Here is a 15,984-nt window from a genome sequence, read left to right as displayed (position 1 = left end):
TAATTTTTATTGTTATTAATGTGAGATTTAGAAGTGCGTAATTGTAGAGAAAAAGAGTAAATGTGCAAGGCGTTTTACTCTTACATAATATATTGATTTCTGTATTTTATAAGACTTATTATCGAATTTTTGGGATATATAGATGTATATTTTTAGATTTTTTTGTGTCATTTTGACTTCTGCTCTGTTTTGTTATGGAGCACCTTACATATCACTAGGTCAAAAGGCGAAATATTTACATCTAAAATACTTTGAGTATGTCAATCCCAAAGCTCCAAAAGGTGGAGTACTAAAAAATTATTCATTAGGCACTTTTGATAGCCTGAACCCTTTTATCATCAAAGGAACTCCCGCAGATGGTCTTGATCTCATCTATGACACGCTTTTAGCACAAAGTTTAGATGAAGATTATGCTCAATACGCTTTGATAGCAGATGATATACAAGTGGCTAAAGATAATTCCTATGTGATTTTTCATATCAATAAAAAAGCTAAATTTAGTGATGGAGTTAGAATTAGTTCAGAGGATGTAAAATTTAGCTTTGATATTTTAAGAGAAAAAGGTTCTCCTATTTTTAAGCAATATTATGCAGACATCAAGAATGCAGAAATCTTGAGCAAACAAGTTATAAAATTTAACTTCAAAACAACAAAAAATAGAGAACTTCCACTGATATTAGGACAACTTCAAATCTTACCTAAGCACTATTATGATAAAAATCCTTTTGGAAAAAATCCACTCCTAATCCCTATAGGTAGCGGTCCTTATAAAATAAAATCATACAAAGTAGGCAAAGAAATCATTTACGAACGTGATAAAAACTACTGGGCAAAAGATATTCCTAGTAGAGTGGGGCAGTTCAATTTTGACACTTCTATTTATGAATACTATAAAGATGATACCGTAGCACTCAGGGCATTTTTAAGCGGGGAATATGATTGGCGTTTAGAAACTAGTGCAAAAGTTTGGGCGAGGGGTTATGTGGGTAAGGCCATTGCCTCAGGTATCATTAAAAAAGTTTCTATTCCTCATTTTCTTCCTAGCGGTATGCAGGGTTTTTTCTTCAATACAAGATCAGATATTTTTAAAGATGTTAGAGTCAGAGAAGCGTTATTTTATGCTTTTGATTTTGAGTGGAGTAATAAAAATTTATTTTTTTCACAATATAAACGCACCAAAAGTTATTTTAATAACTCGGTTTTTGCTTCTTATGGAATTCCAAAAGGCAAGGAACTAAAGATCTTAAAATCTTATAAAACAGAGTTAGAAAAAACCGCCCCAAAAATTTTTGATACACCTTATGTGATACCTAGAACAGATGGAAAAACGATCATTGGAGAAAACAGAAGAGAAAATCTCAAATATGCCCAAAAACTGTTAAAACAAGCAGGATGGATAGTAAAAAATAATCATCTTGTGAATATAAAAACAGGAAAACCTTTTGTCTTTACCTTACTTTTAGATAATCCCGCATTTGAGCGGTTAGCTCTCTCTTATGCTCAAAATTTAAAAGTATTGGGCATTGATATGAATATTCAAAGAGTTGATTTGAGTCAGTACATCAATCGATTGAGAGATTTTAATTATGATATGATTGTAGGACTTATCGGGCAGTCCTTATTTCCTGGAAATGAACAGAGATATTTTTGGGGAAGCCAAAACGCTGATATAAAAGGCTCCAAAAACTATGCAGGTATCAAAGATTCCGTAGTTGATAAATTGATAGACTCCTTATTGAGAGCACAAAATAGAGATGATCAGATTGCTATTACTTCCGCACTTGATAGGGTTTTATTATGGGGTTTTTATGTGGTGCCTCATTATTATTTACCTGATTTTCGCATCGCTTATAATAAAAAGATCGCCATGCCTTCATTGAGTCCAAAATATGGTTTTTCCCAATATCTTTGGTGGGATAGAAATATTCAAAAAGACCAGTAATGTTAAAATATATTCTAAAACGTCTATTACTAATTATTCCCACTCTTTTTGGGATCATCACGATTAATTTTTTCATCATTCAGATAGCACCTGGTGGCCCAGTAGAGCAAATGATGGCAAAAATTGAACATCTAAGCACAACCACAGAAGCCTCTGTTGGAAATCTTAGTAATCTCTATCGTGGTGCAAATGGGATAGATCAGGATTTATTAAAATCTTTGCAAAAATTATACGGCTTTGATGAGCCTCTTTGGAAACGATATTTAATGATGATAAAAAACTATCTAAAATTTGATTTTGGAGAGAGTTTCTATCGTCAAATAAGCGTACTTGATCTAATAAAAGAAAAACTCCCTGTTTCTATTTCTCTAGGGATTTTTAGCACTATTTTGATCTATTTCATCTCTATTCCTTTAGGAATTTTTAAGGCCAAGCGTAATGGTTCTAAAATAGATATTTTTAGCAGTTTGATTATCGTGATAGCCAATGCTATCCCTGCTTTTTTATTTGCTATTTTGTTGATTGTTTTATTTGCGGGGGGTAGCTATTGGGATATCTTCCCATTGCGTTCACTTGTAAGTGACAACTTTGATACCCTGAGTTTGTTTGGAAAAATAAAAGATTATTTATGGCATATCACTTTACCTGTATTTTGTCTATCTATTGGGGGGTTTGCCACACTAACATTGTTAGTTAAAAATTCATTTTTAGATGAAATGAACAAACTCTATGTAACAACCGCTAGAGCAAAAGGAGCATCTGAAGGCAGAATACTATACAGACATATTTTTCGTAATGCGATGTTGCTTGTGATCTCTAGTTTTCCAGTGGCTTTTTTGGGGATGTTTTTTAGCGGGAGCTTGCTTATTGAAATTATTTTCAGTCTTGATGGTTTGGGTCTTTTAGGCTATGATAGTATCGTAAATAGGGATTATCCTGTAGTTTTTGGCACACTTTATATTTTTACTATATTAGGGCTTATCGTCAATCTTATCAGTGATGTTTTATATACTTTTATTGATCCTCGTATTGATTTTGAAAAACATTAAAGATCTAAATCTCATAAAATCCTCACTCAAAAATCTTACCCATTGCTCTAAAATCCCCATATATAAAAGCTTTCACTCTTAAAAAGAAAATTCATACAACCTTTTCCATAGTAAAGATCTATCCCCCACCCCCTGAAGAAAAAAGAAAATAAATAGACTCTTACTCACTCTTGCTCTTTTGTCAAAAATAGGACAATGATCTTGATGAAGCAAGTGCATTGGAGATGGAAAAAGAGATGGTGTATGTGATTGTATTGGAATGAGATTTAGTGCTTTGTTGAAGATTGTTTGATTGGATAAAGAGAGAATGGGATTTCTAGGTTTGATGAGATAGGGGATTTTAACATTGTTTTAATAAAAATGGATTGGTTTGAACAAGAGCGAGGACGTGAATTCTTAGCTTTGAGATTGTTTAGCGTTATTGAAAACTAGTTGAATCTTTTGAGAAACTCTTCATAGGTATTTTTACACAAAACAAACGCATTGCATTCACCACAACCATGTTCCCATTGATGGGTTATGGTTTTCGGTATGGGTTTTATTATCATAAATGTGGATTATAGGCAGGGTAGGTGAAGAAGAGTAGGTGGATTAGGTTTAATCCAAAGTGAAAAAATGCACTCACCCATAATCTTCCACTCCACATCCAAGCTATTCCGTAGATTATTCCTGCAAGTATTGAGAATATGACTAGTAAATATCCTCCCTGATAGTGAATGAGTCCAAACAGTATTGAAGCGATCAAAAGAGCAGGGATGGCCCCTATGAATTTATCCAAACGTTGCTGGATATATCCTCTAAAAAGGGCCTCTTCTGCAAGAGAAACAAAAAATAAATTTGCTAATACAAATTGCCATATCCAAGCTGGAAAATGGTGTTCAATTCTTAGTCCTCCCAACAATAAGGCGATGATAAGTAAAACAGGTACACTCAAAATCAATACACACCACTTTGAGGGGGTTTGATTTTTGGAGGTTTTGGTTAAAAATAATGTAGGTATAGTAAAAAACAAAACAAAGGTAACAAGGGACTTGTCTAGATTAAAATACATTGAAAACAATGTGCTGTGTTCTCCTATTAGAACTTTATCTAGTATTTTTGGATTGTTGAAACCAGGAATGAGATGGAAAAATAATGCCACCACAGTTATGAGTAATAAAATTTCGGTGATGACAAATATGATGCGTTCATTATCATAATACCAATGCAGAAAGGCAATACAAAAAATCACTATCAAAATACCCAATGTCGGAAGTATGATGAAGCCCTGAAAAGTTGCTATGATTAAAACCGCTGTGAGTGCAAAGAGTGAGAAAATTTTTTTCCAAGACAAAAAAATCAAAGATAGAGCCAATAAAATCCACATAAGACAACCCCTTGTTTTATAAGATTTCATATTATTGCATAATTTTTATTTAAATTCAATTAGTTTATATTTTTTACTACTTTTTAATCTATTTGATCAAAACTTCATTGCGTTTTAGTTTTTAGATGGATTTTATTAAATAATATTTCATTTTTATATAAAATTAATAATGATTATAATAATATCTCATTTTTAATATCAACTACAAAGGCTATTGTATGAATAAAAATAGAATTTTATGTTTGGGTTGTGCTATTTTGTCTCCTTTTTTGCTTTTAGCAGATGAAAGCAAAAAAGGAGGAGAGAAGGCTTATGTGCTTGAAAAATCTGTCGTTTCTGCTTCAGGATTTGCACAAGATATAAAAGATGCTCCCGCCTCTATATCTGTGATTGGAGAGAAGAATTTGCAAGAAGTAGATTATCACGATTTAGCTGGAGCGGTGTTTAATGTACCTGGCGTGGATATTGGAACAGGACAAGGTAAAACAGGAGGCTATGAAATTTCTATCAGAGGATTGCCTGCGACTTATACTCTCTATCTTGTAGATGGTTTGCGTCAAGATGTGGGAGGAGATGTGGGTACGGAGAATTATGGTTGGGCACAAGCATTGACAAGCTTTATGCCTACTAGGGTGGCTATTGATCATATTGAAGTCATACGAGGCCCTATGAGCACACTTTATGGAAGTGATGCACTTGGTGGGGTGGTGAATATTATTCTCAAAAAACCTAATATGACCGAATATGAAAGTGCCATAGAGTTTCAAACTACAATCAATGAACGCAAGGAATTTAGCAACTATTACGGTGCAAATTTTTATACTTCAGGCCCAATCATCAAAAATAAACTTGCCTTTCAGTTAAGAGGGAATTATACCTATCGTAATGCCTCAAATGTAGATTTTCAATATAAAGCAATAGATGGAACTACCAAAACATCCACTCCAGGCTATATCGGGAATCCAACTGAAGGAAATATCTACAACATAGGATTGAGATTGGCTTATGCTATGGACGAGAAGAATTATTTTTATTTTGATTTTGCAAATGGCTATCAAAATTATGATAATAGACAAAAGCAGCTCGGTGATTTTACTTCTTCGCCAGAGTTTTATGTGAATTATCGATATAACTATGTTTTGGCACATATAGGGAGTTATGATTGGGGCGAGAGTAAGAGTACTTTGCAATACAATAATACCGTGAATAGGGGGCGTGTTGTTCCTTATCAAAAATCACTCACTGATTCAAGCCACGAAAATAGAGACATTAAAGGCAATGATATGATTTTGCAAACACAGTTTAATGTGCCTGTTTATACTAATAGCTGGTTTGCAGATACTCTCACCTTAGGAGCACAATATTGGTTACAAACTTTTCATGATTCACCATATGGGACTAATCCATATCCTGTGAGTCACGATAGTTCAAAGGCGGGTATGAATACTGATAAGACGCTAACCACTACTAACTATAATCCATATGCAACCCCAAATGGAGTGAATACATTAAAAAATCAGGTTTCTGTGTATCTAGAAAATCAAAGTATTTTTTTAGATAATATTATCCTTACATTAGGTGCTAGATATACCTACGATCAGCAATTTGGCAATAATATTTCTCCTCGTGCGTACTTGACTTATAATCCTATTGAGTGGTTTCAGTTAAGAGGTGGGGTTTCTACGGGGTATAAGCAGCCTTATTTGAGTGAGACCACTACTTCTGCATTTGGTTATGGTGCTCAAGGTGGAGCACCATTTTTGGGCAATAAAGATCTTAAACCTGAAACTTCTGTGAGTTATGAGGGTGGCTTTGCTCTTGATTTTGAATATGTCGATTTTTCTGCTATTTATTTCAGAAATAATTACAAAAACAAGATCAATAGAGACTCTCTAAAGTATGGCGATCCTGGTTGTTTCAATCCCTATGTTGTTGGACACGATAGTGCTAGTATTGGCTGTAGTATTAACTTGAATGTGGATGAGGCATATTCTCAAGGCATAGAAAGTACATTTTCTATCAAACCTATCTATGGCTTTAGAGTTGATTTGAACTATACTTTTATGCAAAGTGAGCAACTCACAGGTAAAAGCAAAGGAAATCCTATTACCAACACTCCAAAACATCAGGTTAATTTAAGTTTAGGTTATGATGTGATGGGGAAAGTAGATGTATATTTGCAAGGTGTATATAAATCTGAAAGATATAGAAATGCAGGGAGCAAAAAAGAGCCAAATATTGCGAAAGTTTGGGGAGATTATCTCGCTAAATGGTATAAGCCATATTATGTTTTAAATCTTGGAGTCAATTACAAAATCAATAAGAATTTTCGCATAAGTCTTGGAATTCAAAATCTTTTAAATACTAATTTTATTGATTATAGATCTTATGAGAAAGGCAAGGGTGCACAGGATAATCTTATTAATCTTTGGAATGCGAGTTATGAAGGAAGGAGATATTTTTTAACCCTTGCAACCGAGTTTTAGGTTTTATTTGGGGATTAAATCCTCAAATAAAATTATTATAAATTTATAATAATTTTGTACAATTCTTAGAAACAAGGGGATTGGTCTAAAATGAGCTTTTTTGGTTTTACGAATTCTCCTATATTTAAACGCAGATGGAATGTATTTTGTAAAAACAAAAGGGCATTTTATTCTTTATGGATTTTTGTTATTTTATTTGTCACCTCCATGGGAGCAGATTTTATTGCAAATCAAAAACCTCTGTTTATCTATCAAGATCACAGGGTTTATTTTCCTATTTTTGTTAGTTATCCTGAAACAACCTTTGGTGGTGATTTTGACACAGAGGCTAATTACAATGACCCTGATGTAAAAAAACTTCTTCAAAATGCTTTTGTTATCTATCCTATCATTCCTTACAGTTATGATACGATTATAATGGATTTGGACTCTCCTGCCCCCAATTCCCCTAGCTTAAAACACTGGTTAGGCACTGATGATCAAGCTAGAGATGTGAGTGCAAGACTTCTTTATGGGTATAGAATTTCGATTATTTTTGCTCTTGTTTTGAGTTTTTTTAGTGTTGTGATTGGTGTTAGTGTGGGTGCTTTGCAAGGATATTATGGGGGCGTATTAGATTTATTTGGGCAACGCTTTGTAGAAATTTGGAGTGGCATACCGATGCTATTTTTAGTGATTATTATTTCTAGTTTTGTTGCACCAAATTTTTGGTGGATTTTGGCTTTAGTTCTTATTTTTAGCTGGATGAGCCTAGTTGGGGTTGTTCGTGCTGAATTTTTAAGAGGCAGGAATATGGATTATGTAAAGGCCTCTAAAGCACTAGGAACAAGTGATTTTAGGATTATTTTCTATCATATTTTGCCCAATGCGCTTGTGGCGACCATCACTTATGTTCCTTTTATTATGGCAGGAAGTATCGCCACGCTTACTAGTCTTGACTTTTTGGGTTTTGGTATGCCTGTTGGAAGTGCTTCTTTAGGAGAACTTCTCTCGCAAGGCAAAAACAATCTCACTTCTCCTCATATTGGCATTGTAGGTTTTATGGCAGTGGCCATTTTACTTTCTATTTTGGTTTTTATAGGGGAGGGGGTTAGAGATGCCTTTGATTCAAATGTCAAATAAATCCCCATTACTAAGTATTAAGTCTTTGAATTGTGGCTTTTTAAATGGTTTTGGGCTTAAAGATATTGATTTAGATATTTCTCTAGCACAGAGGGTGGGGCTTGTTGGTGAATCTGGAAGCGGGAAAAGTTTTCTCTCTAATATGATATTAAGACTTTATTCAGATATTTTTATTAGGAGCGGAAATATTGAATTTGATGGCAAGGACTTACTGAAATTAAAAACAAGCTCAATACAATTTCTTCGAGGCAAGGAAATTGGATACATTGCTCAAGAGCCTCTAGGTAGTTTGAATCCACTTCAGAAGGTTGGTAAGCAAGTTTTGGAATCTCTTTTTTTGCATCAGCGGCATCTAGGTTCAAAGATTATGAATAAGAAGGTAGATGAGGTTTTTGAACAAGTTGGATTAGATGTAGTTCTAAAAAATCGCTACCCTTATGAACTTAGTGGTGGCCAGAGACAAAGAGTGGCTATTGCTATGGCAATAGTGAATCATCCTAAACTTTTGATATGCGATGAACCAACTACAGCCCTAGATATGGGTATTCAAAAACAGATTTTAGATTTACTCTATCGGTTAAGCGAAATAAATAAAATAGCTATTTTATTTATCAGTCACGATTTAGGTATCGTAAAAAATTTTGCCCACAGAGTCTATGTGATGAGTGAGGGTAAAATTTGCGAAAGTGGGAGTACGCAGGAGGTTTTTTCTTCTCCTAAACATGCTTATACTAAAAAACTTTTAGATGCTTTAATATTGCCTCAAAAAACACTCTCAGCAGGAGATAAAAAAGTGCTTGAGATTAAAGATTTTGCGGTGAGCTATCCAAAATCAAAGTTCTTTTTTGATAAAAGTGAAAATACAATCATAAGCGGAATATTTTTAAGTCTTTATAGCGGACAAACAATAGGTATAGTGGGGGAATCTGGAAGTGGAAAAAGTACTTTAGCAATGGGGATTTTAAAATTAGTAGAAAGTGTGGGAGAAGAATGGATTTTAGGTGATGAAGTGCATAAGATGAACCAAAAAAAATTCAAACCTTATCGAAAAAATATCCAAATCGTTTTTCAAGATCCTTACGCTTCTTTAAATCCTAGAATGAGGGTGGGTGATATTATTTTTGAAGCTTTGAGATTAGGCAATCAAAAAAACCATAAAGGAATTAGTAAAATTCTCGAATCTGTAGGTCTTGATGCTAGTTTTATGGAGTTCTATCCTCATCAATTAAGTGGAGGACAGAGACAAAGAGTGGCTATTGCTAGGGCAATTGCTTTAAAGCCTAAAATTATTATTTTAGATGAGCCTACATCCGCACTTGATAAGAGTATGCAGAAAATTGTACTTGAGCTGCTTTTAAAACTTCAAAAAGAATATGAATTGAGTTATTTATTTATCAGTCATGACTTAGATGTGATTGAGTCTGTATGTGATGATGTCATAGTTCTTTATAAAGGTAAAATGATGGAGTATGGGAATGTTAAAGAAGTATTCAGCAACCCAAAGAATACCTATACGCAAAGATTGTTATCTTTGAGGTTGCCAACTTAAGGAATGCTTTTAATAAATTCTAAGCATATTTAGGCTAGAATTGCACAGTGATGTAAAAATTTTTAAGGAATATTTATGAAAAAAGGCATTCATCCAGAATACGTCCCTTGTAAGGTTACTTGTGTTACAAGTGGGAAAGAAATTGAGGTATTGAGCACAAAAAGTGAACTCAGGATTGATATATCAAGTTTTTGTCATCCCTTTTATACAGGCAGCGATAAAATAGCCGATGCAGCTGGTAGGGTTGAAAAATTCAAGCAAAAATACAGTCTAAAATAATTTTGTGCTAACCCTTTTGCCCACGCCTATAGGCAATTTGGCTGATATTACTCTTCGTGCTTTGAAGGTTTTAGCAGATTCAGATGTACTGATGTGTGAGGATATTAGGGTTAGCAAGAAACTTATTTCTCTTCTTGAAAAAAATCCCCTTGTTCAGGATAATTTTCCTACAATTTTTGATACCAAACAGTTTATTTCGTTTCACTCCCATAATGAAAAAGAATTTTTAGCCTCTGTTGATAAAAGTTTTTTTGAAAAAAATGTTGTTTTTATGAGTGATGCGGGAATGCCTTGTGTGAGTGATCCTGGGGTGAGTCTGGTTGCATATGCAATCAATAATAATATTCCCTATGATGTTTTGCCTGGAGCTAGTGCAGGCGTGAATGCTTATTGTTTCTCTGGCATACATTCTGATGGGTTTTTATTCACGGGTTTTTTGCCACACAAACAAAAAGACAGAAAAGATCATATCAGTAACATTATAAAAGGTATTTCTACTCTAGATCAAGATATTGTGATTGTTATGTATGAGAGCCCACATCGGATTTTGAAGTCTTTGGAGGATATTGCTTCTTTGTACCCAGATGCTGATTTATTTGCTATTAAGGAAATGACCAAAGTGCATCAAAAATTTTTCCATGGAAAGACAATAGATGTGCTAGAACAAATAAAAAAATCTAATATAAGTGGTGAGTGGGCTTTAGTGATGAGTGTAGAAAAAGTGTTAGAGCCTTCATTGAGTTTGACCCAAGTAGTACAAATGGATATGCCACCTAAGATAAAAGCTAAAATTCTTGCTAAGCTTGAAAATAAAGATATTAAAACTATTTATGAAGAAATCTGCAAAGAAGGACAATCTAAATGATCGTTTATGGAAAACAGGTTATTATGTATCTATTAGAGCATCATCGTGAAAAAATTCAAGAGATCTATCTTTCTAAAGACATTGAACCCAAGCTTTTTTCTATGATAGCTAGAAACAATCAGGTGATCTTGCGTTTGGATAATAAAAAAGCACAATCCCTAGCAAAGGGAGGGAATCATCAGGGATTTTTGGCAAAGATTATTCCTCCCGCACAAACCCCTTTAAAAGATATCAAAAAATTTGATAAACTTTTAGTGCTTTGTGGTATTACTGATGTTGGAAATATAGGTGCTATTTTTAGAAGTGCCTATTGTCTTGGGGTAGATGGAATTATTTTAGGAGTTTCAGAAAGCATTTCTTATGAAGGCGTTTTGCGTTCAAGTGTGGGTGCGATGCTGGATATTCCATTTTGTATATCCAAAAATATTTTAGATATTATTAATGAGTTAAAAAATGAAGATTTTTTTTGCTATGGAGCAGATATGAGGGGTGAGAATATTCAAGAAGTGAATGTTAAAAGCAAGTGGGCTTTATTTTTGGGTAATGAAGGCGATGGATTGAATAGGAAAATTTTATCAAAACTTGATAAAATAGTGTCAGTCAAAATAAAAAGTGGTTTCAATTCACTTAATGTAAGCGTAGCAGCTGGAATTTTAATCAATAGGATGTCTTGAAATGGATGAAGCAATAGATATACTCAAGAAAATTGGTGTGAGAGAAATCAATAAAACAACAAAGATTTCTATGAACAAGATAGAAGATATACTAGAAAAAAGATTTTCTAATGTTCAAAGGGTGCGTGTAGTTGGATTTTTAAAAATACTTGAACGTGAATATAAGGTTGATTTGAGTCCTTGGCTTAAAGAATATGACGAGCGATTTTTTATAGATTTTGATAACCAAGATGATGGAAGAAGTTTAAGTGTTGAGAATTCCACAAGTAATCTTTATTTGGATACTCAAAAGGAAAAAGACGACTTGATAGAAGAAAGAAAAAAACAACTCACTTCAAAAAAGCGATTTTATATTTTAATTGGTTTGATAGTTGTTGTTTTGGCTGGATATTTTGTTTATAAAAGTCTTTTTCATTATTCTGATTCGCAGATCATAGATAGACCCATTCAAAATACTAGTATTGAAGAAGAAAATATAGACAAATATAATCAACCCCTTGAATTTGACAATAAAGATCAAAATCAGATTTTCTCAGATAATAAAGCTACTGCAAATTCTAAAAATAATCCAATTTCTCATATGAATGAAATTAAACCCCAAATGGATTCCAAATCTATGAATAGGGTTGATAATTTAGTTCCTGCTCCTTCTGATGAGGAAGTTGTTTCTCCTAGGGAAGTTAATGCTATTGAAGAAGTCAAACAAAGCAATCTTGGTTCTCGTGAGATTTTAGTAACTCCAAAAAAAAGCCTCTGGTTAGAGGTGATAGATCTAAACACTAAAGAAAAAAAACAAACCATTATTCAAGATGATTATTTGATAAAAGCTGGAGATGACAGTTTGCTGATATCTTTTGGCCACGGGGAGCTTAGCATAGAATCTAATGCTGAAAGAGTGGATTATGACAAGGCCTATCCCTTGAGATTTTTATACACTCCAAAAGATGGGCTCAAACAGATTAAATATTCAAAATATTTGGAATTGAGTGCTCAAGAGCCTACTCAAGAACAATAATGAGAAAGTTTTTCTTCTGCTTTTTTCTGTTTTTATTTACCTTGTGGGGAGATATGCTTGATGAAAAAGTTCAGAATCTTATAGGAATCCAATCTTATAATGTGAATAAAAATTTTATTAATAGGATTTTTGAAAATAGAGACAGTTTTTATTTAGATGGAAGACTTGATATTAAAAAAGTTGTGACCACACTCAAGGATAATGGGTTATTGATATTAAAATTCAATCAACCTGGCGATTTAAATATAACATTTGCTTCACAGACGACACCAATTTTTTTAGCTAGAAGTATTAATAGTGCACTTTCTTCCATGGGTTATTCGTATTTTGCAGTATCACAAGCACAATATAAAAAAGGCATGTCAAAGATAGTTTTTAGTTTTTCGACTGAACATGCATTGGATCCTTCTATCATCATCAACGAATTAGCCAAACGAGGATATATTTTTTTGGATATTAAGAGAAATTCTATTTCAGATTGGGAGTATGATGTTGAACTTATAGATCCTAAACTTGCCAATACCAAAGAAATACAAGCTCCTCAAACTCTTGAAGTAACTGAAGTGAGTGGCGAATACTGGTTTAGTGTAAAGGGAAAAGGAAATATCACTATTATTTCAAATAACAATTCTTGGAGACCAAGAATTGTCCTTTATGATAAAAATTTACAAATTATTAATCTCATAACTCAAAGTGCTACAGCCAAAGAAATAACCTTAACGATATTGGAAGGAGTCGGCTTTATTATGGTGACAGATGCCCAAAATCCCGCTATCATAAAAAATGGAATCAAAGTGGATTTTCAGAATTTTGATAAAGAATAGGAAAAAATATGTTTGATGAGATAGAATTTGAAAAAATAAAGCGATTACCAAAGTATGTGTTTGCTGCTATCAATGAAATCAAGCTTGATATGCGACAACACAATGAAGATGTGATTGATTTCAGTATGGGAAATCCTGATGGACCTACTCCAGAGCATATTATACAAAAATTATGCGAAGCCATTTCTAAGCCAAAAAATCAAGGTTATTCTGCAAGTAAGGGTATCTATAAATTACGCTTAGGAATATGCAACTGGTATAAACGTAAATATAATGTAGATCTTGATCCTAACAATGAAGTTTGTGTGAGTATGGGAAGCAAAGAAGGTTATGTGCATTTGATACAGGCAATTACAAATCCCGGTGATAATGCAATTGTTGCTGAACCTGCTTATCCTATCCATTATTATGCTTTCATACTTAATGGTGCAAATGTTGCTAGGTTTGGTATCAAGTGGAATGAAAAAATGGAGCTTGATGAAGATCATTTTTTTGATAATGTATCAAGATTACTCAAAGAGGCAATGCCTAAACCAAAGTTTGTAGTTGTGAATTTTCCTCATAATCCTACCACGGTTGTGGCTTATAAGAGTTTTTATGAACGTTTAGTTGCTTTGGCAAAGCAAGAGCGTTTTTATATCATCAGCGATATTGCTTATGCTGATTTATGCTATGATGGGTATGAAACCCCTAGCATTATGCAGGTGCAGGGAGCAAAAGATGTTGCTGTTGAGACCTATACACTCAGTAAAAGCTACAATATGGCTGGGTGGCGAATTGGTTTTGTAGTGGGAAGTACTAAAATGATCACAGCATTGCAAAAAATCAAAAGCTGGATTGATTATGGTATCTACACTCCTATGCAAATAGCAGCCACCATTGCATTAGATGGTAATCAAGATTGCGTAGAAGAAATCAAGAAAAAATATGAAAAGCGAATGGAAGTTCTTATAAAAAGCTTCAAGGATGCTGGATGGGAAATAAATAAACCAAAAGCAAGTATGTTTATTTGGGCAAAAATCCCCCCTTGTGTTGAGCATTTAGGCAGTCTTGAATTTTCTAAAAGACTATTAAAAGAAGCAAAGATCGCACTTAGTCCTGGGGTTGGATTTGGCGAACACGGAGAAGGCTACGTGAGAATCGCACTCATAGAGAATGAAAATCGTATCAGACAAGCCTCTAGGAACCTCAGAGCTTTTTTGAAAAACTTCAATTAGCTTAAAAATTTTTTATCAAAAGACTTTTTCTCCTTTGATATACACTTCTTTTGGGAGAATGTTTGCTAGATCCTGAGTGGGGATATTGAAGATATCTCTATCAAGGATTTGAAAACTTGCTTCATATCCAACCTCTAGTTTCCCTGTGTCTTTTAAACCCATTATTTTCGCTCCATTGATTGAAAGCATATCAATAGCTTTTGAAACACTAATGGCTTCTTTTTTATTCATATCTTCGCCAGTAGAGCTGATACGATTCACACTTGCACTTAATGTTGTGTAGAGATTTTCAGGATCTACCCAAAGTGTAGCAGGCGCGTCGCTAGAAAGTGTGGTGAGAATATATTCATCATCTGTTTTCATTCCATATGCCATCGTTAATAAATCATTGGATAAGTTATTTTTATAAGCCATATATTCAGAAAAAAGAAATATAGGTTGTGGAGCTATACCAAAAGACATTTTGGCTTCTTTCATTGTTTTTAGTATAGAAATAGACATAATTGAAGCGTGTTCAAGTCTTATATTAGGTGTGTCTTTGAGCCAGGGCTCTATATCTTTGCAGATATTAACAATAAACTCAATAGAGGCATCTCCCATCACGTGAATGGAAACTTGAAGGTGATTTTCTCTAGCATAACTAATCGCATCAAGCAATTCATCTTTATCCATCATTTTCATCCCTACATCATCGCAGTTAGGGTAAGGTTTTTTCATAAAGGCAGTTCTTCCTGCAATGCTTCCATCCATAAAAAGTTTGATACCACCAATAAAAATATCCCCCACTTCTCTTTTTAAAGGCTTCTTGCCTAGCTTTTTAATCGCACCCCACTCATAATAAAGCACAACCTTTTGATTGAACCCTCTTTTTTTGGCTTCTTGATAGATATCAATCCTATCATAAGGGTGAAAAAGACAAAGCATATCAGCCACACCGCTTATTCCCAATGAATCGTATTTTTTCCCTAACTTTAGGACTTGGTTTATGATATCTTCAAAGCTATCAGGTTTTTGTTTATTTGCAATAAGGTTAATAGCTTCCATTTCATAAAAAATCCCATTAGGTTCGCCATTATCAAATCTGCCTATTTTGCCCTTCTGTGTATCTTTAGTATTTCTATTGACACCAGCTATTTCTATAGCCTTTGAATTGCAGACAATTAAATGATAAGATGAATGATAAACAATAATAGGTTGAGTGGTAGAAATTTTATCAAGATCTTTGCAGGTAGGGAGTCTGTTTTCACTAAAAACATTTTCATCCCAGCCATATCCCTCCAACCAGTCGTCTTCATTCCCAGTGTTTTGAGGAGATTTTTTGAGTGCTTCTAGCATTTCGGCTATGGAATTAACAAGTGGTGGTAGGCAGGGAACCCTATCAATATTTTTTGCAACCATACTAGGATGGGTGTGTGAATCAATAAAAGTAGGAATAACCAAGTTGTTTTCTAAATCAAAAGCATTTTTATCTTTTATATCCTCATTTTTTCCTAACCAAGCAATTTTCCCATTCTCTATAGCCATTGCCTCGAAAAATTCTCCCTCTGCTTGAAATATTTTAGCATTTTTAAAGTATTGCATTTTTTTCCTTTGAAA

Annotated in this window: 13 protein-coding genes; 11 read left to right on the top strand and 2 right to left on the bottom strand. The window is 33.8% G+C overall.

Annotated features, from left to right (window positions below; all coding sequences use genetic code 11):
* Positions 1–142: 142 nt before the first annotated feature.
* Both BKH42_RS01500 and yejB read left to right on the top strand, forming a co-directional pair.
* Positions 143–1,942, top strand: coding sequence for an extracellular solute-binding protein (locus tag BKH42_RS01500; RefSeq protein ID WP_095294093.1), 1,800 nt, complete (start codon positions 143–145; stop codon positions 1,940–1,942).
* Positions 1,942–2,991 carry a microcin C ABC transporter permease YejB gene (gene yejB / locus BKH42_RS01495; RefSeq protein WP_095294091.1) on the top strand — a complete coding sequence of 350 codons (1,050 nt, stop codon included), beginning with the start codon at positions 1,942–1,944 and terminating at the stop codon, positions 2,989–2,991. The genes BKH42_RS01500 and yejB overlap by 1 nt, the downstream gene beginning before the upstream one ends.
* Positions 2,992–3,535: 544 nt before the next feature.
* Here yejB and BKH42_RS01490 read toward each other — a convergent pair.
* Positions 3,536–4,357, bottom strand: a complete 822-nt coding sequence (locus tag BKH42_RS01490) for a CPBP family intramembrane glutamic endopeptidase (RefSeq protein WP_095294088.1) — start codon at positions 4,355–4,357, stop codon at positions 3,536–3,538.
* Between the two features lie 218 nt (positions 4,358–4,575).
* Between BKH42_RS01490 and BKH42_RS01485 the strand changes: the two genes are divergently transcribed.
* From BKH42_RS01485 to BKH42_RS01445, 9 genes are all read left to right on the top strand, one after another.
* A complete protein-coding gene (locus BKH42_RS01485; RefSeq protein WP_095294086.1) occupies positions 4,576–6,843 on the top strand; it encodes a TonB-dependent receptor in 2,268 nt (755 codons plus the stop codon).
* Between the two features lie 90 nt (positions 6,844–6,933).
* Positions 6,934–7,965, top strand: a complete 1,032-nt coding sequence (locus BKH42_RS01480) for an ABC transporter permease (protein WP_095294084.1) — start codon at positions 6,934–6,936, stop codon at positions 7,963–7,965.
* The gene (locus BKH42_RS01475; protein ID WP_095294082.1) at positions 7,940–9,514 is read left to right on the top strand and encodes a dipeptide ABC transporter ATP-binding protein; all 1,575 of its coding nucleotides are present in this window, start codon (positions 7,940–7,942) and stop codon (positions 9,512–9,514) included. Before BKH42_RS01480 ends, BKH42_RS01475 begins: the two co-directional genes overlap by 26 nt.
* Positions 9,515–9,589: 75 nt before the next feature.
* Complete coding sequence (gene rpmE / locus BKH42_RS01470; protein ID WP_095294080.1) at positions 9,590–9,793, top strand: 50S ribosomal protein L31; 204 nt, start codon at positions 9,590–9,592, stop codon at positions 9,791–9,793.
* A gap of 4 nt (positions 9,794–9,797) precedes the next feature.
* Positions 9,798–10,658: a 16S rRNA (cytidine(1402)-2'-O)-methyltransferase gene (gene rsmI, locus BKH42_RS01465; RefSeq protein ID WP_095294078.1), complete on the top strand. Its 861-nt coding sequence runs from the start codon at positions 9,798–9,800 to the stop codon at positions 10,656–10,658.
* A complete protein-coding gene (gene rlmB, locus BKH42_RS01460) occupies positions 10,655–11,332 on the top strand; it encodes a 23S rRNA (guanosine(2251)-2'-O)-methyltransferase RlmB (RefSeq protein WP_095294076.1) in 678 nt (225 codons plus the stop codon). The genes rsmI and rlmB overlap by 4 nt, the downstream gene beginning before the upstream one ends.
* A gap of 1 nt (position 11,333) precedes the next feature.
* Positions 11,334–12,347 carry a hypothetical protein gene (locus BKH42_RS01455; protein ID WP_095294074.1) on the top strand — a complete coding sequence of 338 codons (1,014 nt, stop codon included), beginning with the start codon at positions 11,334–11,336 and terminating at the stop codon, positions 12,345–12,347.
* Between the two features lie 53 nt (positions 12,348–12,400).
* Positions 12,401–13,171, top strand: coding sequence for a hypothetical protein (locus BKH42_RS01450; RefSeq protein WP_095294072.1), 771 nt, complete (start codon positions 12,401–12,403; stop codon positions 13,169–13,171).
* A gap of 8 nt (positions 13,172–13,179) precedes the next feature.
* The gene (locus BKH42_RS01445) at positions 13,180–14,388 is read left to right on the top strand and encodes an LL-diaminopimelate aminotransferase (RefSeq protein ID WP_095294070.1); all 1,209 of its coding nucleotides are present in this window, start codon (positions 13,180–13,182) and stop codon (positions 14,386–14,388) included.
* A 15-nt stretch (positions 14,389–14,403) separates the two neighbouring features.
* On the opposite strand, the gene BKH42_RS01440 is transcribed toward BKH42_RS01445, so the two are convergent.
* Positions 14,404–15,969: an amidohydrolase gene (locus BKH42_RS01440; RefSeq protein WP_095294068.1), complete on the bottom strand. Its 1,566-nt coding sequence runs from the start codon at positions 15,967–15,969 to the stop codon at positions 14,404–14,406.
* Between the last annotated feature and the right edge of the window lie 15 nt (positions 15,970–15,984).

The sequence above is a fragment of the Helicobacter sp. 13S00482-2 genome (assembly GCF_002272795.1).
In the GTDB taxonomy this organism is placed as follows: Bacteria; Campylobacterota; Campylobacteria; order Campylobacterales; family Helicobacteraceae; genus Helicobacter_J.
This window is presented reverse-complemented; position numbering and strand designations above follow the sequence as displayed.